Consider the following 20,878-nt stretch of genomic DNA (forward strand, 5'->3'; position numbering starts at 1 on the left):
CGGAGTTGCGGGACTCCCGGGGCCGGGACTCGCCTCAGCAGGCGACGATCAGGAGCGGCGAAACGGGGCGGGTCGGCTGGAAGAGGCGCCGCAAGGACCGCCCGAGCCTAGTGCGCAGAGATTCGCGGCGGCCGATCGTGAAGGTCCAATTGGAGGCGGGCTTCGCGCCAAAGGACGCCTTGAAGTCGCGGAGCGAGTCCGATCCCGAGGCACCGAAGTTCAGCGATTTCGCTCCCCGGGCGACAGCCGCCTGGATGCCGTGGTCGACCAGTGCCCCGGTCGGAAAGTAGTCCGAGAAGTCGCGGTCTGCCGCGCCGTGCCAATAGAAGACGGAGTCGCCGTCCGGAATGAACAACGCTCCCGCGACGACTTGCCCGCTTACCTCCGCCAGCGACAGCGTGGCCGGCTGCGGGAGCTGCAGGAGGCCAAAGATCAGCTCGGCGGGGTACTTGACCCGAAAGCCCTCCTTCTGCTGGGCCAGCTTGGCGTGGACGGCACAGTACTGGAGTACGTCGTCGTACGTGGTGGCTTCCCGGATGATACAGCCCTTCTTCTGCGATTGTCGGATTTCGTTACGTCGGGTCTTCCGATATGCCGCGAAGAGGTCCGCATGGGATTGGCCCAGGCTCAGGACGTGTGTCGCGTAAGGCGTGCTGGAAAAGCCGGCGCGGTGGAGGACTGCGGCCAGTTCGCCGTGATCGAACCGCACGTGCCAGAGCAGGTACCCAAGCCCGTGAGCCTCGAGTACATCGTAGGCGGCTTGTGCAAGCGATCGCGGGGACGGAATCCCGTTCGACGGATGCGCGAACAAACCGTCAGGGCCAAAAGCGCCATGCGCCACCCCGCCGTCCGGCGTCGTCAGAATGCCGTGCATCGTGCTGGGACCCGAGTGAAGTGCCCACTGCATTTTGATCACCTGAGCAGATGAGGGATGCCGCTGAGCCCAGATTTCGGCAAAGGCGGCGGTCGAAAAGGCGGTACGAGCCGCACCCGAATTCATGACTTCCGCCAGACAAAGAAGTAGTCGCGGATTCCCGGCCGGGCGCTGGCGGCCCGGTCGAAGTGGAAGCGCGCCCGTGCGGTCCAACGGGCAATCAGTCTGATGGAGGCGAAAGGAAGACGACGTCGCTGCACGAATCGCTCGATCCGTCCACTATGGCGGTTGATGACCCGCTGGATTTTGGTCGTGAAACCGGCCGCCTCGAAGTCGCGCGTAAAGTCCGAGGCCGGTTGCTCCACATACATCTCGACGTTCGCCACCATGCCTCCCGGTCGGAGCGCCCGGTGCATCTCCCGAGCGATGTCCGCATAGACGGGAGTGGGCACGTTGAGGCTGTAACGGAGGACCGAGCAGACCCAGATCAAGTCGACGCTGGCAGGTGCGACGGGTATATGAATCCCGTCAGTCAGCGTCGTCGTGCTGCCGGATGGCAGGCCAAGCTGGCGCAGCTGTTCCAGCATCTCCGGTGTGATTTCGGTGCCGAGCACTTGATGCCCGCGGCCAGCAAAGAACCGGAGGAAGCGTCCGGTGCCGCAGCCGAAGTCGACCACCACGGAAGGCCCCGGCAGACATCGCTCGATGTAGCGCGCCGCCCAAAGTTGGGTGGCATGCAGGTAGGCGTTCCGCCCGTGATTGCCGCAGCCGGTGAGGACCGCGTCGAGTTCTCCGAGAGAGGCTCGTTCGGACCAGGATTTCCCCGTGGTCTGGAAAAGTCCCTTTTCGTCAGGCATGGGGGAGGGGGACGTCGTCAGTGACCGACGCGTCGTGTGACAGAACCCGCCAGGTCGAGTCCACCCAGTACTTTCCCCAGCGCCCGTCGAGTTTCAGGTCGCCGAACCGGCCGGGCTGGGGGATGACGCGGATGGCGGTGCACATCCGGGCAAAATCGACGGAACGATTCTCGGCGCCGGCGGTGATCCAGGGACTCAGGAGATATTTGCCCGGATAGAGGCCGATGTTCTCGAATTTGCCTTCAATCACGAAGTCCCCTTGTACGCGATCGAGGCGAAGGCCGCGATGGGCAGATTGCAGATCCAGTAGGGGCTCACCGGCGGCGTTGTGGATGACAACGCCAACCATGACGTTGTTGAGCACGGCGCGGCATTCGCCCTTGAGCCGGATGTTGAGCGTGCCGCCGAACGGCACGCTGGTCAGCGGTTTTGCGTCCGGCCCGAGGACGGCAAGCTCGGTGACCAGGGCTTCGCCGGTACCGCTGCGGTCGTGCCAGGTCCTCAGCGCCACGCCGGCCTCCGGGCGAGCCTCCGCGAGGTGTTCCGCAATGATGTCGGCCGGCGTGCCGACCTGCTTCACCTGACCTCTGAGGAGGTGGATGCACTTCGTGCAGAGGTGCTGCATCATCGCGCTGTTGTGGCTGACCACCAGAATTGTGCGGCCTGCTCTCGCATCGTCGTCGAGCTTGCCCATGCACCGTTCCTGAAAGGCAGCATCACCGACTGCCAGGACTTCATCGATGATCAGCACCTGCGCGTCGAGAAAGGCGGCCACCGCAAAGGCCAAACGCACGCGCATCCCGCTCGAATAGTGCTTCACCGGCGTGTCGATGAACTTGGCGACGTCGGCGAAGGCGACAATTTCGTCGAAGTGGGTGCTGATTTCAGCGCGCTTCATGCCGAGGATCGAGCCGTTCAGGTACACGTTCTCGCGGCCGGTGAGATCGGGGTGGAAGCCGGTGCCGACTTCCAGGAGCGAAGCGACGCGGCCGCGGAGGGTGGCCCGCCCGCTCGTCGGCTCGGTGATGCGCGAGAGAATCTTCAGCAGCGTCGACTTGCCCGCGCCGTTCCGGCCAATGATGCCGACCACCTCGCCGGGCTGCACCGAGAATGACACGTCGCGGAGCGCCCAGAACTCACCTTCATCGGGCGGTGGAGTGGCGCCACGCAGGCGCAACCACATGCGTCCGATGTCGTCGCGCAGCGTCGTCGCCCCGACCACGCCGAGGCGGTATTTTTTCGACAGGCCTTCGACTTCGATGATGGGGCGGCTCATGTGACGTCGATGACGGTGCGCTCAGCTCGGGAAAAGGCGGACAACCCGAGGAGCAGGAAGATGAGCGTCGTGACCCACGCGCCCAGGGCGAGGGGGAGTGTCCACGAGCTTTCACCCAGAAGCGCCAGTTTGAATCCCTCCACCGGCGCGGTCATGGGGTTCAGCGTCGCAACCCAGCGCCAGTTGGCTTCGCGCGAGATCATGGACAGCGGGTACACGACAGGGGTGGCGTAGAACCAGAGTTGCACCAGCACGGGCAGCACATGCTGGAGGTCGCGGTACTTACCGGTCGCCGCGGCGAGATTCAGACCAACGCCAAACGCCAGGAACATAATCTGGAGTTGGGAGAAGAGCACGACCGGGATGGCTGCGTACCACGGCAGGCTCATTTGGATCGGCTCGGGACTCGTGACCCAATAGAAGCCCCAGAGCGCCGCGAACGTGCCAAATTGGATGCCTAGCGCCACAAAATTGCCGACGAGTTGGGACAAGGGGACCGTGAGCCGCGGAAAGTAAATCTTCTCAAAGAGATGCGCATTGCCTGTGAAAGTCGCCGATACGGCTGGCATCGTCTGTGCGAAGTAGGTCCAGGAGAGCAGGCCGCACAAATAGAAGAGAACCGGTGGAGTGTGATCCGTCGGCAAGCGTGCGAGACGGCCAAACACGACCGTGAACACGGCGGTCATCATCAGCGGTTGAAGCACAAACCACAGGGGACCAAGGAGGGTTTGGCGGTACTTGACCGAGAAATCTCGCCGCACGAACTGCCAGAAAAGGTCTCGGTAGGCCCACAGCTCTCGCCAAGGGACCCTCAACCAGCCCTTTGATGGTGCAATGACTACCTCAAGGGGCTTGATACGTTCGGCTGGTGCTTTCGTAATCAATTGGTTGTCAGTAAAAAGCTTCGCCCCATCACTTCTGATGGAAGCGATTATCGCGAGTGGTTGGGCATCGGATGGCCACCGATCGGGGTTATAGGGACTTTCCCCTAGGAAGGAGAAGCCGAAACTGGCCGCCGACTTGCATGCCCGTTCGGCGCCGCCGCATCACGCGCAAATCGCGCGGCCGATTTCCGCAGCCTTCTCGGGTGAGAACAGCTTCTCAACGAGCATCAGGCCGAAATCGATCGCCGTCCCTGCTCCGCGGGAGGTGAGAATTCTACCATCTGCCACCACCCGCTCATCGGCCAGAATCGCGGGCAACTCGTTCGCCACTGAGAAGTGAGCTGTGTAGCGACGGCCCAGCAGAAGCCCCGCATCGTTTAGCGTCGTCGGTGCCGCGCAGATTGCCGCGAGCCACTTGCCCGCGGCATCATGACGCTGAATCAGATCAGCCACCCGCGGATCGGCGCGCAGGTGCTTCACTCCCGGACCTCCGGGAAGGAAGAGCAGGTCGAAGGTCTTCGTCTCGACCGCTGCGAGCGTGGTGTCGGCATGCAGCGTAACGCCACATCGCCCGGTCACGTGGATGTTGTCACCTAACGCCGCGGTGGTGACGTCGGCGCCGGCGCGGCGCAACAGATCGATTGGAGCCAGCGCCTCAATCTCCTCAAATCCCTCGGCGAAGATCGCGAGCACTTGGGTAGCCATGGAGGTAGTTCAAGCTCTCGGGTTCGGGTTGAGAAGGACATTCTGGGCTCGGAATGCCGGCCGGCGTCCCAAGGTGGGGGCGCATGCGCAAGCGGTTTGTTGAGGCTCCGGTTGAGGGATTCCGCCCGTTGCACATGCTCTGAGGCTCCCTATGGCTGAATCCGCGCAAGCTTCGCACCTCCCGCTGTCGGCGGAGACGATCTCCAGTCTCCGCGGACGATCGCTCTTTGTGACGGGCTGCGGGTACGTTGGCTCGGTGGTGGCGATCGAGGCTCTGAGGCTCGGCCTCGAGGTCGTCGCGCTTACGCGCAATGCGGCCACGGCGTCCACGCTTGGGGCCGCCGGCGTGAAGCCGATCGTGGCCGATCTGGCGTCGGATTCCTGGCATCGTGAACTCAGATCCGCGCCGGACTTTGTACTGAACTGTGTGAGTTCCGGCGGGGGCGGGGTGGACGGATACCGGCGGTCCTACCTGAACGGCATGCAGTCACTGTTACGCTGGGCCAGGGCGGTTGGCGGCGTGGAGACGATTGTCTACACGAGCAGCACCTCGGTCTATTCTGACGGTGGTGGACGGCGCGTGGAGGAGACTGCTCTTGATCCGATCGCCGTCGCCCGACACCCAGCGGTTGTTGGCACCGCCGCGAACAGCGCGATGGAAGCGAGGCTGTTCGCGGTAGACCGGAGGGAGATTCTTCGCGCGACCGAACGTGAACTCGTGCAGGCGGGCGACGCGTGCGGCCGCTGGTTCGTGCTGCGACTCGCCGGAATCTACGGGCCGTCGCGACATGGGCTGCTCGATCAGGTGCGTTCCGGCGAGGCGTCTGGGTCTGGTGAGACGCACCTCAATCTGGCGCATCGCGACGATATCGCGTCCGCGATCCTGGAGTGCTTTGGCGCACCGGTGGACGTTCGCAACCAAGCGTTCAACGTGGCTGACGACCAGCCGACCCGAAAGGCGGAGGTCGTCACGTGGTTGGCCGCTCAACTCGGCTGTCCGATGCCACGCTTCTCAGGAACTGCAGCTGCAGGGCGCACCCGGCTTACGCCGGATCGTCTGATCAGCAACGCCAAGCTAAAGGCAATCCTTGGCTGGCGTCCGCGCTTTCCAAGCTACCGCGAAGGGTATCAGGCAATCCTGCGTGACGGCGGTGCCACGTCAGCCGTCTCCTGAAGCATGGGTGCCGGCGGTGGCGTCCCGTCGTGGCGCCGCTTGTCGAGATGAGCTTCCCTGCCGCCGGGAGAATTCGCTTGCAGGGAGCCGATGCTGATTAGTCTCCGGAGTTAACTCATTCGTCAGCCCAAACCCTTTCACCTATGGCCGGTCTCGGAAAACTCGTAAAGCAGGCTCAGAAAATGCAGCGCGGCATCGAGGCGCTCCAAACCCAACTCGAGGCAAAGGAGTTCGAAGTCACGAGCGGTGGCGGCGCCGTGAAGGTGAAGATCAACGGCACGGGCAAGTTTCTCGGACTGACGCTGGATCCTGAGTTCTTGAAGGAAGACTCCAAGCTGGTGGCCGAGACGGTGCTCGCGGCCATCCAGGACGCGGCCAAGCAGTCGAAGGAGTACAACGAGGCCGAGATGCAGAAAGTCACCGGCGCCTTCCAGATGCCCGGATTCATGTGACGCGGGCCGAGCCGCCTGCTCACCTCATGACGCCCGCGTTCGAACGCCTGCAGAAGACGCTGAAGCAGCTTCCGGGCGTCGGCTTTCGTTCGGCCGAGCGGATTGCATTGCACCTGCTGGTCGAGAAACCGGCCCGGCTTCCGGCGCTCGTTACGGCGTTGGAGGAGGCGGCGCGCTCGGTCCGTCGTTGCGAGCGCTGTGGCAATCTCGCTGAAGGCGAACTCTGCGAGATTTGTGCGGACGAGAAGCGAGAGCGCTCGCTCGTCTGTGTGGTGGAGCAGGTGCCCGACCTTGTCGCGATCGAGCGGAGCGGGGCGTATCGCGGCGTCTACCACGTCCTGCACGGCAAGCTCTCTCCGATCCACGGCGTCGGCCCCGAGGATCTGAATCTCGCTTCGCTTGAACGCCGACTGCAATCCGGTGAAATCACGGAGCTGATCCTGGCATTGTCCAACGAAGTTGAGGGCGAGGCCACCTGCCACTACATCACCCAACACCTGCCAGCCGATCGAAAGGTCGATGTGACTCGCATCGGCTTCGGCCTGCCCAGCGGTGGCGGCGTCCTGTACGCCGATTCGGTCACCCTGAAGAGCGCCCTCGAAGGTCGACGGACCTACTCTTGAAATCGGGTCAAGCTTGGTGCGGGCGGCGGGAATCGAACCCGCCTCTCATGCTTGGGAAGCACACGTTCTACCGATGAACTACGCCCGCAAGGGACGGGCAAGAAGGAGGCCAATCTCGGGGGCGTTGACAACCGGAAAATGGGGATCGCTGCGTTGAGGGAATGGGCTGGCGGCCGAAATGCAGGCCGGTGTGCCTCAGCGGTAGTCGTGGCTCCGCGGTGCTCGGAGTGAGTTTGTCGTTGCAGGGTGGGGCAAGCGGAGGTGGTTCAACGGCTGAGTTCCAGCAGGAAGGCGCCTGTTCGGCGATGTTCGCGGATGGTCTTCCATCCGGCATCGGCAACCGCGGCGCGCGCGGCCCTCTCGGTGGCGTCGTCAAGGTGTGACATGAGCAACCAGGCAGCGCGGGCAGGGAGTCTCTGGAGCCGGGAAGCCAGGGTGTCGTCGTGTGGCAGAAACACGGCTACCGGCAACGGGAGTTTCGCGGCGTAATACCGGTACGGCGTTTCGGCGCCGAGCACGACGACCGGCACATCCGGTTTCGTCGTTCGCGTGATCTGTTCGAGCAAGGGGCGGACTTCTTCGACTTCCGTCCCACGGATCGCCGTTCGTACCGTGTAGGCAACCGGTGAGAACAACGCGACGGCAACCAGAACCCCGAGAACGTAGCGGTGGGTTCGAGTCGCTTCGTGGATCGCGTCGATGCCCGCGCCGCACAGCAGCACGGCTCCCGGGACGCTGAAAAGCAGCAGGCGTCCTTGGAAGGGGTAGGCGTGAAGGCCGGACGCGAGTGCGGCGAGGAGCAGCGGGCCGGCACAACTGGCCGTTATCCACCAAAGCCGTTGGCGGACGAACCTCAGCATCCCGATCACCGCGAGCGCCAGCATGAGATTCCGGGAGGAGTGAAGTCCGCCAACGTCCTCAAAGAAACCGAACACCTGTGAGGTGTACCACGTGAGGTCAGCGGCCGAACGGGGAGGCACTGGCATGAATGCGCCGTGCGCGAGCCAATAGTCCACCATGCCGGGGATCGCGTAATTGCGACGGGCAAAAGACAGGTAACAAAGCGCGCAACTCCCAGCGGCCGTCGCGGCGATGACGGCCAAAACGAAGAATCCCTGCGAGTTCTTGGCCGCGATTGCCCTGAAGCCTCCCGCCGTGAGGGTCGCGGCGAAGACAAAGACAGATGGGAAGGACAGCCATGGGGAGATGATCGCCAACAGCGCCGGGATCAGGAGCCCTCTCCAGGTATTGGCTCCCGTCTCCACGAGGCGTTGAAGTGAAAGTATGATGGCGATCGATACGAGGGCGTCGCACCCATAGGGCTTGAACTCGTTCGAGTAGAAAATGAGCGCGCTCGAACTGGCGACGAGGGCCAGTGAGAACAGCGTTCCGGCGCGGCCGAGGTAGCGCGATGCGAGCACGTAAAACAGCGGAGCGATCAAGAGTCCGGCGCCAAGCGGTATCAGCCGAAGCGTCCACTCATGGATTCCAAATGAGTCGACCACCCATTTCGTGCCAAGGAGGAAGGCTGGAGGCGCCGCCTGGTTGAACGCCAGCGGCTCCAAGAGCTGGGCGAGGGACCGATCGAGAAAGTTGCAGGCGAGTGACGCCTCATCGAGCCACAGCGAGCGGTTGTGAAGGGTATCGCGCAGCCGCAGCAGGGTGGCGGCGGCAATTAGGAGCACTATCGGCCAGGGGCCGTGGCAGAAGCGTCGCCACGCTGACATGGCGTTTGGCGATGGATTCCTTGCATCGGACGGATCCATGCGGGGTGTAGGGGAAGGCGTTTCAACAGCCATGGCGTTCGGGGCAAGCGGGCGACGCATCCTTCTGCGCAAGGCCATGAAAATCAATGGCCGAACCAACGCGGCAAACGGCGCGGCCGGCTGAATCCGGCGCACGGCTCTACTTCATTGCCCGGCGGTCGCCGCACGACTTGGGCGTGTCTACTGGCTCAAGGCTCGCACTCCGACGTGCGAGGGCACCGACCGAATCCGATGCTTTCGCCGTCGTTGCCGAGGCCGACTACGAGTGCATTCGCCGCCCCGCGGCCGCCGGGGCCTACACGTCGGCTTCGACTTGTTCGGCGTGGAGGTTGCGCCAGCGGGAAAGGATGCGGTGGCGGATCGCCTCGGGCGAGAGGCCGTAGGCGGCGCGGAGGATTTCCACGCTGCTGCCGTGTTCCACGAACTTGTCCGGCCAGCCGATGCGTTCCACGGTCGTGGGGCAGTCTCCTTCCTGCAGCGCCTCGAGCACGGCACTGCCAAAGCCGCCGGCGAGCACGTGGTCCTCCATCGTCACCAGCAGCGGAATACACGCGGCGTGGCTCAGGAGGAGGGTGCGGTCGAGCGGCTTCACGAAACGCGCGTTCACGACGCCCACCGAGAGGTTCTCCTCGAGCGCGAGCTGCTCGGCGAGCCGCAGCGCGTCCGGCACCATGTTACCGAGCGCCCAGATCATGATGTTCGAGCCTTCGCGCAGCACTTCGGCGTGGCCGACGGGCAGCACGCCGGGCTGCTCCTTGATCTTCGCGCCGGTGCCGGCCCCGCGCGGGTAGCGGATGAAGCCGGGCCCCGGCAGCTGCAGGCTGGTGTGCAACATATCCACGAGCTCGTCCTCGTCTTTCGGCTGCATCACCACCGCATTGGGTACGCAGCGGAGGAACGACAGATCGAACAGGCCGTGGTGCGTCGGGCCGTCGTTCGGCGACAGTCCCGCGCGGTCCATGCAGAAGGTCACGGGCAGGTTCTGCAGCGCCACATCGTGGATCACCTGATCGTAGGCGCGCTGCATGAACGTCGAGTAGATCGCGCACACCGGGCGCAGCCCCTTCGTGGCCATGCCGGCGGCGAACAGCACCGCGTGTTCTTCCGCAATGCCGACGTCGAAAAACTGCTGGGGCAGGGCGGTCGCCAGGTGCGAGAGTCCGGTGCCGCTGGGCATCGCACCGGTGATGCCGATGATCGCGGGATTGGCCCTCGCGAAACGCGTGAGCGCCTGGCCAAACACGTCCTGGTAGTTGGGCGGACTGCCGGCCGACGACTTCCGGTTCTCGCCGGTGACCGGATCGTAGGGCGCCGCGCCGTGGAACTTCTCCGGATGCGCGACGGCCGCCGGGAGTCCGCGCCCCTTCTTGGTCAGCACGTGGATGACGACTGGGACGTCGCACGCCTTCGCAAACAGCAGATTCTTGTGCAGAGCCTCGAAATCGTGTCCGTCCACCGGCCCGAGATAGCGCAGCCCGAATTTCTCGAACAGCGACGACTCGACGATGAAGTCCTTCGTCTCCCGCTTCCACTTCTGGTACAGCCGGTTCATCTCCACGCCGCCCGGGAAGCTCTTGAAGAAGTTCTCCACGTCGTGGTGGAGCTTGTTGTAAGTCGGACTCGTGCTGATCCGGTTCAGATACCGGGCGATCGCGCCGACGTTCTTCGCGATGGACCACTCGTTGTCGTTCAGGATGACGACGAGCCGCTTCGTGCAGCTCACGACGTTGTTGAGCGCCTCAAGCGTCACGCCGCAGGTGAACGCCGCGTCCCCGCAGACCGCCACCACGTGCTCGCTGGTGCCGCGCACGTCCCGCGCCGTGGCCATGCCCAGCGCGGCGGAGAGGGCGGTGCCCGCGTGCCCGGCGCCAAAGGCATCGTGCGGACTCTCCGGCCGATAAGTGAACCCGCTCGCGCCACCCGTCTGGCGCAGGCCGCGAAACGTCTCGCCGCCGCGGCCGGTAAGCAGCTTGTGCACGTAGCCCTGGTGGCCGACGTCGAACACGATCTGGTCCGTCGGCGTATCGAACACGCGGTGCAATGCGATCGTCAGCTCCACCACGCCGAGGTTGGGCCCGATGTGGCCGCCGTTGCGCGATGTCACCGCGATCAGTTCCTCGCGGATTTCCTGGGCGAGCTGTGGAAGTTGGACCGGAGGCAGGCCGCGGAGATCGGCCGGGCTGTGGATGGAGTCGAGCAACCGGGCCGAAGTGGGGACGGGATTGTTCATCAGGAGGCAGGCAGGGGAGCTCAGGCGTCGCGCTCGGTTTCGAACTTCTCGAACGCGACGGACCCATCCTTCTGCTTTTTCAGCTGCTCGATCTTGAGTTCCGCGTCCTTCAATCGCGTTTCGCAGACCTTGAGCAGCCGGTTGCCTTCTTCAAATTTGGCCAACAGCTCCGCGAGCGGCACCTCGCCGGATTCCATGGACTCCACGATGGATTCGAGCTTCTCGAGGGCCGTCTCGAACGGGAGTTGGGTGTCTTGGGCTTCCACAGTCGGGCTAACGTTGCGGTGGAGGTCGGCCATTTCAAGCCTAGGCCCGCCTGCCTTTCGGACCGCCGCAGGAGCCTTCCGGTCGGGCAAGATGCCCGTCATATTTCTACCTCAGGCGCGGTCGCAACCGTCGGCATATCCATGCGCCCGCTGGGCCCGGTTTAGCCACCTTTCGCCCCCTCGCTTCCCCAGTTACCTCGCGCCATTCAGCCATTTGCGCGGCGTGGCAGCCTCACCACCTGGTGCGGGACGGTGCAACTGGTTGGCTCGAAGTGGCGTAGCCGCGCATCCCCCGGAGCCGCGTGCGCGCGTGATCCTCCCGGCTGGGCCGGCGCCGCCTCACGCGTTCCGCGCGTCGGGTCCACGAACCGACCGACGGTCTGCCGCGCCTCTCCGACCGCGCCCCGAGGTTTTAGGTTGGCGCGCTCCGGCGTTTTGCATGCAGTGACGCCATGCCTCTCGTCGCCTGGGTCGTCGCGGGACTCATTGTCCTCCGACTGGTCGCTGATCTGATCCTCATGTCCCTCAACGCCGCGGAGGTCCGTCGGCATGCGGGACGTCCGCCCGAGGCGGTGGCGGCGGTCATGGACGCCGAGACGTACGCGAAGTCCAGCATCTACACGCTCGAGAAGTCGCGATTCGGGATGTTGACGGAAGTGTTCGATACGCTGGTTCTGGCCCTGGTGCTGTTTGGGGGCGTCCTCCCGCCGCTCTACCATCTGGTCATCGGCCTGGGCGCCCCGGGTGCGGCTTGGGCGCAGGCACTGTTCATTCTCTGCGCTGGCATCCTGCTTTCGATTCCTTCGTTGCCGTTCGAGTGGTGGGACCAGTTCCGCCTCGAGCAGAAGTTTGGGTTCAACAAGAGCACACCCGGTCTCTGGGTGGCGGACAAAATCAAGGGCGGGCTGCTTGCCTGTGTGATCGGTTTTCCGCTGGTCTGGGCATTGCTGACCCTGGTGCGTTGGATGGGAGGCGCGTGGTGGCTGTGGGGCTTCGCACTGGTGCTTGGCGTGCAACTCCTGATGCTGGTGCTCTACCCGAAGCTGATCCTGCCGCTCTTCAACAAGCTCACGCCACTGCCGCCGGGTGAACTGCGCGACCGGCTCCTCGTGCTCGGCGAACGCACCGGTTTCCGTGCCAAAACGATTGAGGTAATCGATGGCTCCAAGCGTTCCGGTCACTCCAACGCCTATTTCACCGGCTTCGGCCGATTCCGACGCATCGTCCTCTTCGACACGCTCGTGGCCCAGCTTACGCCGGAGGAACTCGAAGCCGTCCTGGCGCACGAGATCGGGCACTACCGTCGCGGCCACGTGCCCAAGATGATCGCGATGTCCGCCGTGTCGCTCTTCGTCGGCTTCGGCGTGCTCGCCTGGCTCGCCGGACAGCCGTGGTTCAACCAGGCGTTCGGCTTCCCCGCGGGGGAAATCGCGCCGTCTTTCCTGCTGTTCGCGCTGCTGAGCGGGCTCGTGACCTTCTGGTTCACCCCGGTCGCGAACCTGCTGATGCGCAAATACGAGTATCAGGCCGACGCCTTCGCGCGTGAGGCGATGGGCGGTGCAAACCCGATGGTGAGTGCGCTCCGGAAGCTGGCGCAAAAGAACCTTACCAACCTTACCCCGCACCCGCTCTTCAGCGCGTTCTTCTACTCGCATCCGACGCTGGTGGAGCGCGAACGCGCCCTGCGCAGCGCGGCCTGAACGCGGCGCGTTTGGTCATGCATTTCCGCGACAGACGCGCCCAGCCTCGTCGCGGCAACCGTGCCTGGACGGGCATGGCCGGTCCACGCACGCTTGTCCTCGCGCTGGTGTTCGCGGTGCTGGCGGTCGAACCCGGGCTGCGCGCCGAGTCGCTGCGCATCGCCACGTACAATGTGGAGAACTACGGTCCGGCGAACCGGATGACCGCGGCGGGGTTCCGGCCCGACTACCCGAAGCCGGAAGCAGAGAAGACTGCCCTCCGCCAGGTGATCCGCGCGCTGCGGGCAGACGTGCTCGTACTCCAGGAAATGGGCAGCGCCGCCCATCTCGAGGAGCTGCGGCGTGATCTTCGCGCGGAGGGCTGCGACTACCCGCATGCGTATCTTGCACGCGCCGCCGACACCGAGCGTCAGGTGGCGGTGCTTTCCCGCCGGCCGTTCACGTCGGCGGAGACCATCACCGACCTGAGTTTCCCGTATTTCGGCGGGCGCGAGACCGTGAAGCGCGGGCTCCTGTGCGTGACGATCCGGACCGAGGCTGGCGACCTCACGGTGTTCGGCGTCCACCTGAAGAGCCGCTACACCGACCGCGAGGACGATCCGCTGAGCACGCTGCGCCGCACCGCGGAGGCGACGGCGATTCGCGATATGATTTTGAAACGGTTCCCAAACCCGGCGGCGGCCCGCTTCCTGGTCCTGGGCGACTGCAACGATACGAAGGCCAGCAAGCCGATTGCCCGGTTGCGGCAACGTGGCGAGACCACGATTTCCGTGCTCTTGCCAGCGGCCGACTCGCGGGGCGAGACTTGGACGCACTGCTGGCAACGCGAGGACACCTACTCGCGCGTGGACCACATCCTCGTGGCGCCCGCGCTGCTGCCTGCGGTGGTCGAGGGGACGGGGCGGATCCACGATGGCCCGGGAGTGCGCGAGGCCAGCGACCACCGGCCGGTGGTGGTTCAGCTCCATCTCACCGCGCCAACGGCAGCGGTCGCGCGTTAGTCAGCCCGGGCGCAAAAAAAGGGCGCCGGCCCATTTGGCCAGCGCCCTCGAGGGAAAACAAAGTGTGACGTTTGGCTTAGCGGCTGACAGTGACCGGGACGGTCACTTCGCCGGCGCCGAAGCCCTTGAGGTACAGCGTGCCGTTGCCGGGCTTGCCGCCCTCGACGGTGATGCTGACGCTCGCCTGACCCTCGGGGACGATCACCTCGGGCATGATCACGCTGTCCGGAATGTCGGTCGTGACATCGAGGAGCGTGCCGCCAGCCGGGGCGGGCATGGGCAGCGTGAATGTGAGCTGTTCACGCTGGCCGCTGCGGAGGTTGAGCGACATCGGGAAGACCGAGACGCTGCCGGCGTCGACGTGGAAGGTGCCAACCGGGGAGTTGCCCAAGGGACTCTGGAGCGTGACGCCGTAATTGCGGTTGGGCTCGATGGCCGGGACGAAGAAGCTGAGCGAAGTCGGCGACTCGAAGACCGTGCGGGCCGGGGTGCCGTTGACCAGGATCACGTCGCTGGCGGAGAAGCCGCGGCCGAGGACGCTGACGCGTGCGCCGACCGGACCGCGGTTCGCGACGAGCGAGACCACCTTGCGGCGGACGATCGTGGCGCGCTGCAGGTCGGTGTAGGCTTCCTGCGGGGTGACGGTGGCGTTCCCCTCGACGCTGTAGTTGACGAGGAAGTAGTACGGGATCGTCTCCACGCCGGGCGGGAGCTGGTACTCAAATTCCCACAGATTCTCGCCCAACGCGCTCTTCCGCAGCGCAAAGTTGCGGCGATCGATGACGATCTTGGGCGAGATGCTGCTCGCGAGCACGGTGTTGGTGCGCGGCGTAACTCGCAGGGTGAACGTGTAGATCTGCGAGGGGTTCTCGTCGATCGCCGGCGGGGTAAGGTTCGTCAGCGTGACAGTCTCGCAGCCCGTGAGAAGGCCGAGGCCGAGGGCGGCAACGAGCCAAAACAGGATTTTTCTCGCGGGAGAAATTCGGGTGGTTTGCATTGGTTGCGAAGTAAAAACCGGGCGGAAATGAACCGCGTTAGTAATGATTCACGCAGACACAGAGCAAGCTAAAGCTGACTCGGGCCCATGGGCGCTCGGGCTGTACGTGCATGTACCTTTCTGCGCGTCCACGTGCGATTTCTGCGGGTTTTATCAGACGGTTCCGACGGCCTCGGACGTGAAGAGGTTCCTTGAAGGTGTGGAACGGGAGGCGGATCTCGTGCGCTGGGATCGGCCGGTGAGCACGGTCTTCTGGGGCGGGGGCACGCCCGGGCTGCTGGCGGCGCCGGACCTGGCCCGGCTCGCGGAGATCGTCCGGGCCCGCTGCGGCGGTCGCCCGGCCGAATGGACGGTGGAGTTGGCCCCGGGATCGGTGACCGATGCCCGCCTGGCGGTCCTCCGGGAGGCGGGAGTGACGCGCGTTTCAATGGGGGTGCAGAGCTTTCAGCCGGCGTTGTTGGAAGCGCTGGGGCGGCGGCACACGGTGGCGCAAATTGACCGCGCCTACGAACGTATCCGCGCCGCCGGCTTCCCGAGCGTCAACCTGGACCTCATGTTCGCGCTGCCCGGCCAGACCGCGGAGGAGTGGACAGCGGACATCCGCGAGGCGGTGTCGCGCGCGCCGGACCACCTGTCGACTTATTGCCTGACATTTGAGGAAGATACGAAGCTCTGGATCAAGCTGTCGCAGGGCCGGGTGAAGCTGGATCCGGAGAACGAGGAGCGACTCTATCGTTCGACTTGGGCCCAGTTGGCGGAGGCCGGCTTCGCGCAATACGAGGTCTCGAATTTCGCGCGGCCCGGACACGCATGCGTTCACAACCTCAATACGTGGCGCATGCACGAATGGGTGGGGCTGGGGCCCTCAGCCGCGTCGCAACATGCCGGCGTGCGCGGTGGCAACGTGTCCGACCTCGAGAAATGGCACGAGCATCTCGCCCGTGGCGAACGCGTCACCGAAGACCGCGTCGAGGTCACCCCCGAGTTGCGCGCCGAGGATGCGCTCATTTTCGGCCTGCGCATGAACGCGGGCGTGGACGTGGCGGTTTGGCAGCACGTGGCTCCCGCGACGCCATGGCCGGCGGTGGAGGAGGTGCTTCGGTTGTTGGTGGAGAACAATCTCGCCGAGCGCGTGGGTTCGGTGGTGCGCCTGACCGATCGCGGACGATTGGTGGCGGATTCCGTGGGCAGCGAATTGATGGCAGCCTTCCAGAGCCTCGCTCCGGCCGTATGAGGCACGGCTGGATCATCGTGTTGGCCTCGGCCGTCCTCGTGTCGTGCCGCAGCCTCGGCCCGTTGCCGACCGCAGCTTCCCGGGGCCCGGCGGGCTCGGCCGCGCCGGCTGAGCCGCCTGCCTCCATGGCCGGCCGAGTCGCGTCCGCCATGTCCCCAGCGTTCCTCATCGAGGCGCCTGACGCGACGGCCGAGACGCAGGTTGTCCTGCCGCTCAGCGCGGTGCGGGTAGGGGTGGGGCCCCGGCCGGTGTTCACCGCGTGGGACATCCTCAACGCCGAGGTGGCGCCGCTCGAACTCGGGACGGGCGTGTCGTTTCAGCTGGTGCCGACGGCGGCGCGGGAGCTCGCCGAGCTCTCGGTCACGGCGCGCGGCCGCCGGTTGGTGTTCGTGGCCGATGGTCGTCCGCTGGGCGCGGTGCGGCTCGGGGAGGCAACCGCGGGGGGGCGCCTGGTCATGTTTATGGAAATACCGGATACGGAACTGCCGCGCCTGGTCGCGGCTCTACAGCGCTGCCGTTGAACCGCATGAGTCGCTTACTTACCGGGCTGTTCGCTCTGCTCTTCGCCACCTCGCTGTACGCGCAGCGGATGCAACTCGTCTGGCCGTCGCCCAATCACGGTTGGACCGATGGTCGCTCGCCGGACGCCTTCCTGCAGCACGCCGGCTCGGGCGATCCCGCCTCGGGCGGGTTCGGCGGCGTGCGCAGCGGCGGCAACCAGTTTCACGAGGGCATCGACATCGCGTGCGTCGCGCGCGACCGGCGCGGAGAGCCGAAGGACGACGTCTACGCGGCGCTCGACGGTGTGGTCCGGCACATCAGCGTGCATCCGGGCAACAGCAGCTACGGGCGCTACGTCGTGCTGGAGCACCCGGAGCAGTCGCCGGCGGTGTATTCGCTCTATGCGCACCTCTCGCGGATCGCGCCGGGGCTCAAGGTCGGCGACCAGGTCAAGGCCGGGACGGTGCTCGGCACGCTTGGCTACAGCGCGGAGCGTCCGTTCCCACGTGATCGCGCGCACCTGCACTTCGAGTTCGGCCTGATGGTCACCCAGCGGTTCCAGCGGTGGTACGACCTGAAGGGCTACGGCAGCCGCAACGAGCACGGGGTGTGGAACGGCATGAACCTGATGGGCATCGACCCGCTCGCGGTCTTCAACGACTGGCGGGCCGGTCGCGTGAACAACATGCATGACGTGTTTGCCCGGCAGGTGCCGGCCGTGCGCCTGCGTATTGGCACCCCGCTGACGCCGGACTTCATCACCCGCTATCCGGCGCTGCTCACACGGCCCATGCCGCTGGGGCCGATCGGCGGCTGGGAGATCACGTTCAACTGGACCGGGATTCCCTATGCCTGGACGCCGCTCAGTGCGACCGAGGCGCTGGGCCTGCCGCGCGACAAGCCGCTGATCATGGAGGTCGACGCGGGGATCGAGAAGCGCGAGCGGAGCAAGGCGCTGGTCGCGCAGCGTCGGGGCCAGTGGATCACGGCGCAGGACCTGGACACCGTGCTGCAGCAGCTCTTCGGCCGGAAATAGCCGGTCAGCTCTGCGGTTTCAGCTGCTCGAGGAGGGCGATGAACTCGGGGCGCTCCTTGAGCGCGTCGAGATCGGGGTCCTGCTGCATCCAGTCGAAGTCGTCGTAGCCGAGATCGATGGCATGCTGGAGCGCCCGCAATGCGGCGCGGTTCTGCTTCGAGAGGGCCAGACTGCACGCGAGGTTATAGTGGGCCGTCGCGTTCTCAGGCTGCAGTTTCACCAGGCGGCGATCCATGCGCAGCCCGTCCGCGATGCGCCCCTGCTTCGTATAGAGTCCGGCGAGAATCTCGACGACGGCGGTGTAGCCGCGGTCGCGCCGCAGGACCGACTCGAAGAACCGGATTTCGAACTCCGGATCGTGCTGGGAACGGGTTCTCGCCATCGAGGTGCTCAGCCGCGGCGCGGGCAGACGCCCGTCTTCTGAAACTGGTCGCAACGTGCGCTGACCTGTAACCGCTGGGAGACCGGGGTGAGTCCGAGTTTGGAGGAGACGGTGCTGCCGTACCACTGCATGAACGGCGCACTGATCTCGAAAATCTTGTCGCAATCGAGACACACGACTTGCGCCACCTGGGAACCGGCACCTTCGCGGTTGGGCCGGTAGAATTTCTCGCCCGAACCGATGTCCACTTCGCGCAGCAGTGCGCTCTCGGTCATGATCGGCAGCGTGCGGTACACCGTGGCGCGCGACACCGAGTCGTCGATCTCGCGGGCGTAGTCGAGCAACTGTTCAGCGGTGAAATGCTCCCGCTGGGCGAAGGCGGCGTCGAAGATGGCCAGCCGCTGATTGGTCGCGCGCAGTCCTTTCTGAGTCAGGAAGGATCTGAATTTTTCGCGGGCGGCCGGGATGCTCACCCCGCAGATGTTTTGATGGAGCGGCGGCGTGTCAACCGGTTAGGCGGCGCACCTACGACCGCGCCAGGTAGGCGATTGGCCGTCACCGCGTTACCGCCACGCGCAGGGTGGGGAATTATGCCGTTGCGCCGCTCCGCGCCGCCGGACTCGATCAGCGCCCATGATCGTCGGGGTCCATCCGCTCGCCGGCTTTGACAAGCTGCTGCACTACCGCGTGCCGGACACGCTGCGGGAGAGCGTGGCCGTGGGCTCGCTCGTACGCATCCCGATCGTAAACAGCCTGCGCCTCGGAATCGTGGGCGAGGTGGGCGCGCCCCCGGATTTTCCGGTCGAGCGGCTGAAGGCGATTGCGCAGGTGGTTTATCCCTTTCCGGCGCTGACCGGCGAGCTCCTGCGCCTGGCGCGCTGGATGGCGACCTACTACGCATGCGGGATTGACGCGATCATCGAGGCGATGATCCCGGCGGCAGTGCGGCGGGGCGCGGGGCTCAAGGAGGAAAAGCTCCTCGCGCTCGCGCGGCGGCTCGCGCCGGACGAACTCGCGGAGCTGGAGCGGCGGGCGCCGCAGCAGGCGCGACTCTACCGCTTTCTTGTGGAGCAGTTTCGCTCCCCGCCCAAGGGGCTGGTCCTGGCGCGGCTGGATCTAGGCGCCGCCGTCGTCAACGGTCTCATCAAGCGTGGGCTCATTCGCGAGGAGACCCGCCGCATCGAGCGCGTGGCCTATTCCGACGACCGCGAGTCGGGCGAACTGGTGGCGGCGCAGCCGCACGTGCTCAACGTGGAGCAGCAGCGGGCGTTCGAGGCACTGCGCGCGAGCGTGGCGGAGAACAAGTTCAGCGTGTCGCTTCTGCACGGCGTGACGGGTTCCGGCAAAACCGAGGTTTACCTGCGGGCGATCGACGAGACGCTGAAGGCCGGCGGCGGCGTGGTTTTCCTGGTGCCCGAGGTGGCGTTGACGCCGCAGACGGTGGCCCGGCTCCGCTCGCGGCTCGAGGCGATCGCGCCCGGGCACCGTTGCGTCGTCTGGCACAGTTCGCTGAGCGAGGGTGAACGGCTCGATGGCTGGCTGGCGCTCGCCACCGGCGAAGCGCGCGTGGTGGTCGGGGCGCGCTCGGCCATCTTCGCGCCGGTGCATGATCTGCGGCTCATCGTGGTCGATGAGGAGCACGAGCCGGCGTACAAGCAGGACGAGACGCCGCGCTATCACGGCCGAGACGTGGCGGTCATGCGCGCGAAGCTCGCCAACGCCGTCTGCCTGCTCGGCTCGGCCACGCCGTCGCTCGAAAGCTTCGCCAACGCCGAGGCGGGCAAGTACCGGTTGCTGCAGCTCACGCAGCGGATCGACGACCGGAAACTGCCGTTCATCGACATCGTGGATCTGCGCATCGAGGCCGCGAAGCAGCGGACCCTGCCGGCGCTTTCCGGCAAGCTGGTCTCCGCCATGCACGAGCGCTTTGAGCGGCGCGAACAGACGATCCTCTTCATCAACCGCCGGGGCTACTCGTCTTCGATGCTGTGCAAGCAGTGCGGGCACGTGGAGGAGTGCCCGCACTGCAGCATCACGATGACCTATCATCGGTCGGACGAGACGCTACGCTGCCACCTTTGCGGGGAGCAGCGCGCCGCGCCTATCCGCTGCCCGCAGTGCGGTGCGCCCGACATTCGCTGGCGCGGCCTTGGCACCCAGCGCGTCGAGGAGGCGGTGAAACGCGTGCTCCCGCGTGCTCGCGTCGAGCGGATGGACACCGACACGATGTCCAAGAAGAACCGTTTCCGGGAGGTGCTGGCCGACTTTCGCGCCGGCAAGATCGATGTCCTCGTGGGCACGCAGATGATCGGCAAGGGGCTCGATTTTCCCAATGTGACGCTGGTGGGACTCGTCGACGCCGACATCTCCATGCACGTCCCGGATTTTCGCGCGAACGAGCGGACGTTCCAGTTGCTGGTGCAGGTGGCGGGGCGGGCGGGGCGCGGGGACCGCGCCGGCGAAGTGATCGTGCAGACGTTCACGCCGCAGGCGGACGCGATCCAGTATTCACGCCACGCCGACTTCGCCGGCTTTGCCGCGGTTGAGCTCAAGGTGCGACGCGACTTCAAGTACCCGCCGTACCGGCATCTCATTCACCACCTGTTCCGCGGGCCGAACCCGGAGAAGCTGAAGTTCTTCGCCGAGCAGTGGGCGCGGCTGGTTGAGAAAACGGTCGGTGATCGCGTCGACGTGCGCGGGCCGTCGGCGTCGCCGATCGAGAAGATCAAGGACGAGTACCGGTGGCAGGTTTGGTACTTCACCAACGCCGTCACGAAAGTGGTGCCGGAACTCGCGCGCCTCCGCAGCGAGTTTACGTGGCCGGACGACATCACGCAGGTGTTGGACGTCGACCCGGCGAATCTGGCGTAAGCGGTTGCAGGCGGCGCGGGCACCGGAGCGCGCAAGACCGGCTAGAGGT

Annotated in this window: 20 protein-coding genes and 1 tRNA gene; 9 read left to right on the forward strand and 12 right to left on the reverse strand. The window is 65.4% G+C overall.

Annotated features, from left to right (window positions below; all coding sequences use genetic code 11):
• Positions 1-34: 34 nt before the first annotated feature.
• The 5 genes from DB354_RS20975 to DB354_RS20995 all read right to left on the reverse strand — a co-directional run bounded on the left by DB354_RS20975 (position 35) and on the right by DB354_RS20995 (position 4,596).
• Entirely contained in the window at positions 35-874 is an 840-nt protein-coding gene (locus tag DB354_RS20975; protein WP_158277648.1) for a GNAT family N-acetyltransferase, read from the reverse strand.
• A 122-nt stretch (positions 875-996) separates the two neighbouring features.
• Positions 997-1,731 carry a class I SAM-dependent methyltransferase gene (locus tag DB354_RS20980; protein WP_107837589.1) on the reverse strand — a complete coding sequence of 245 codons (735 nt, stop codon included), beginning with the start codon at positions 1,729-1,731 and terminating at the stop codon, positions 997-999.
• On the reverse strand, positions 1,724-3,007 hold the full coding sequence (locus DB354_RS20985) for an ABC transporter ATP-binding protein (RefSeq protein ID WP_107837590.1): 1,284 nt from the start codon (positions 3,005-3,007) through the stop codon (positions 1,724-1,726). Before DB354_RS20985 ends, DB354_RS20980 begins: the two co-directional genes overlap by 8 nt.
• Complete coding sequence (locus tag DB354_RS20990) at positions 3,004-3,891, reverse strand: ABC transporter permease (protein ID WP_343205592.1); 888 nt, start codon at positions 3,889-3,891, stop codon at positions 3,004-3,006. Before DB354_RS20990 ends, DB354_RS20985 begins: the two co-directional genes overlap by 4 nt.
• Before the next feature lie 162 nt (positions 3,892-4,053).
• A complete protein-coding gene (locus DB354_RS20995) occupies positions 4,054-4,596 on the reverse strand; it encodes a DJ-1 family glyoxalase III (RefSeq protein ID WP_107837592.1) in 543 nt (180 codons plus the stop codon).
• 151 nt (positions 4,597-4,747) lie between these two features.
• Here DB354_RS20995 and DB354_RS21000 point away from each other — a divergent pair, with 151 nt between their 5' ends.
• From DB354_RS21000 to recR, 3 genes are all read left to right on the forward strand, one after another.
• Positions 4,748-5,770 carry an NAD-dependent epimerase/dehydratase family protein gene (locus DB354_RS21000; protein ID WP_107837593.1) on the forward strand — a complete coding sequence of 341 codons (1,023 nt, stop codon included), beginning with the start codon at positions 4,748-4,750 and terminating at the stop codon, positions 5,768-5,770.
• Between the two features lie 143 nt (positions 5,771-5,913).
• Positions 5,914-6,222, forward strand: a complete 309-nt coding sequence (locus DB354_RS21005) for a YbaB/EbfC family nucleoid-associated protein (RefSeq protein WP_107837594.1) — start codon at positions 5,914-5,916, stop codon at positions 6,220-6,222.
• 26 nt (positions 6,223-6,248) lie between these two features.
• Positions 6,249-6,845 (forward strand): recombination mediator RecR, encoded by a 597-nt coding sequence (gene recR / locus DB354_RS21010; RefSeq protein WP_107837595.1) that lies wholly within the window; start codon positions 6,249-6,251, stop codon positions 6,843-6,845.
• Between the two features lie 14 nt (positions 6,846-6,859).
• Here the strand turns inward: recR and DB354_RS21015 are convergent.
• From DB354_RS21015 to xseB, 4 genes are all read right to left on the reverse strand, one after another.
• A tRNA-Gly gene (locus DB354_RS21015) sits at positions 6,860-6,933 on the reverse strand.
• Between the two features lie 178 nt (positions 6,934-7,111).
• Complete coding sequence (locus DB354_RS21020) at positions 7,112-8,611, reverse strand: hypothetical protein (protein ID WP_146180360.1); 1,500 nt, start codon at positions 8,609-8,611, stop codon at positions 7,112-7,114.
• 295 nt (positions 8,612-8,906) lie between these two features.
• Positions 8,907-10,841 (reverse strand): 1-deoxy-D-xylulose-5-phosphate synthase, encoded by a 1,935-nt coding sequence (gene dxs, locus DB354_RS21025; protein WP_107837597.1) that lies wholly within the window; start codon positions 10,839-10,841, stop codon positions 8,907-8,909.
• 20 nt (positions 10,842-10,861) lie between these two features.
• Complete coding sequence (gene xseB, locus DB354_RS21030; RefSeq protein ID WP_107837598.1) at positions 10,862-11,140, reverse strand: exodeoxyribonuclease VII small subunit; 279 nt, start codon at positions 11,138-11,140, stop codon at positions 10,862-10,864.
• A 419-nt stretch (positions 11,141-11,559) separates the two neighbouring features.
• Here xseB and DB354_RS21035 point away from each other — a divergent pair, with 419 nt between their 5' ends.
• Both DB354_RS21035 and DB354_RS21040 read left to right on the forward strand, forming a co-directional pair.
• Positions 11,560-12,807 carry a M48 family metallopeptidase gene (locus DB354_RS21035; RefSeq protein ID WP_107837599.1) on the forward strand — a complete coding sequence of 416 codons (1,248 nt, stop codon included), beginning with the start codon at positions 11,560-11,562 and terminating at the stop codon, positions 12,805-12,807.
• Between the two features lie 74 nt (positions 12,808-12,881).
• Positions 12,882-13,808: an endonuclease/exonuclease/phosphatase family protein gene (locus tag DB354_RS21040; protein WP_158277650.1), complete on the forward strand. Its 927-nt coding sequence runs from the start codon at positions 12,882-12,884 to the stop codon at positions 13,806-13,808.
• 76 nt (positions 13,809-13,884) lie between these two features.
• Here the strand turns inward: DB354_RS21040 and DB354_RS22565 are convergent, their stop codons facing one another.
• A complete protein-coding gene (locus tag DB354_RS22565; RefSeq protein ID WP_107837601.1) occupies positions 13,885-14,805 on the reverse strand; it encodes an IPT/TIG domain-containing protein in 921 nt (306 codons plus the stop codon).
• 43 nt (positions 14,806-14,848) lie between these two features.
• Between DB354_RS22565 and hemW the strand changes: the two genes are divergently transcribed.
• The 3 genes from hemW to DB354_RS21060 all read left to right on the forward strand — a co-directional run bounded on the left by hemW (position 14,849) and on the right by DB354_RS21060 (position 17,576).
• The gene (gene hemW, locus DB354_RS21050; protein WP_107837602.1) at positions 14,849-16,039 is read left to right on the forward strand and encodes a radical SAM family heme chaperone HemW; all 1,191 of its coding nucleotides are present in this window, start codon (positions 14,849-14,851) and stop codon (positions 16,037-16,039) included.
• 149 nt (positions 16,040-16,188) lie between these two features.
• Positions 16,189-16,560 carry a hypothetical protein gene (locus tag DB354_RS21055; protein WP_146180361.1) on the forward strand — a complete coding sequence of 124 codons (372 nt, stop codon included), beginning with the start codon at positions 16,189-16,191 and terminating at the stop codon, positions 16,558-16,560.
• A gap of 5 nt (positions 16,561-16,565) precedes the next feature.
• Positions 16,566-17,576: a M23 family metallopeptidase gene (locus DB354_RS21060; RefSeq protein ID WP_107837604.1), complete on the forward strand. Its 1,011-nt coding sequence runs from the start codon at positions 16,566-16,568 to the stop codon at positions 17,574-17,576.
• Positions 17,577-17,580: 4 nt separating this feature from the next.
• On the opposite strand, the gene DB354_RS21065 is transcribed toward DB354_RS21060, so the two are convergent.
• Together DB354_RS21065 and DB354_RS21070 are read right to left on the reverse strand one after the other, a co-directional pair.
• Positions 17,581-17,958 carry a hypothetical protein gene (locus DB354_RS21065; RefSeq protein WP_107837605.1) on the reverse strand — a complete coding sequence of 126 codons (378 nt, stop codon included), beginning with the start codon at positions 17,956-17,958 and terminating at the stop codon, positions 17,581-17,583.
• An 8-nt stretch (positions 17,959-17,966) separates the two neighbouring features.
• Entirely contained in the window at positions 17,967-18,431 is a 465-nt protein-coding gene (locus DB354_RS21070; protein WP_107837606.1) for a transcriptional repressor, read from the reverse strand.
• Positions 18,432-18,591: 160 nt separating this feature from the next.
• Here DB354_RS21070 and priA point away from each other — a divergent pair, with 160 nt between their 5' ends.
• Positions 18,592-20,829, forward strand: a complete 2,238-nt coding sequence (gene priA / locus DB354_RS21075; protein ID WP_107837607.1) for a primosomal protein N' — start codon at positions 18,592-18,594, stop codon at positions 20,827-20,829.
• Positions 20,830-20,878: the final 49 nt, after the last annotated feature.

Source organism: Opitutus sp. ER46, from assembly GCF_003054705.1.
Classification (GTDB): domain Bacteria; phylum Verrucomicrobiota; class Verrucomicrobiia; order Opitutales; family Opitutaceae; genus ER46.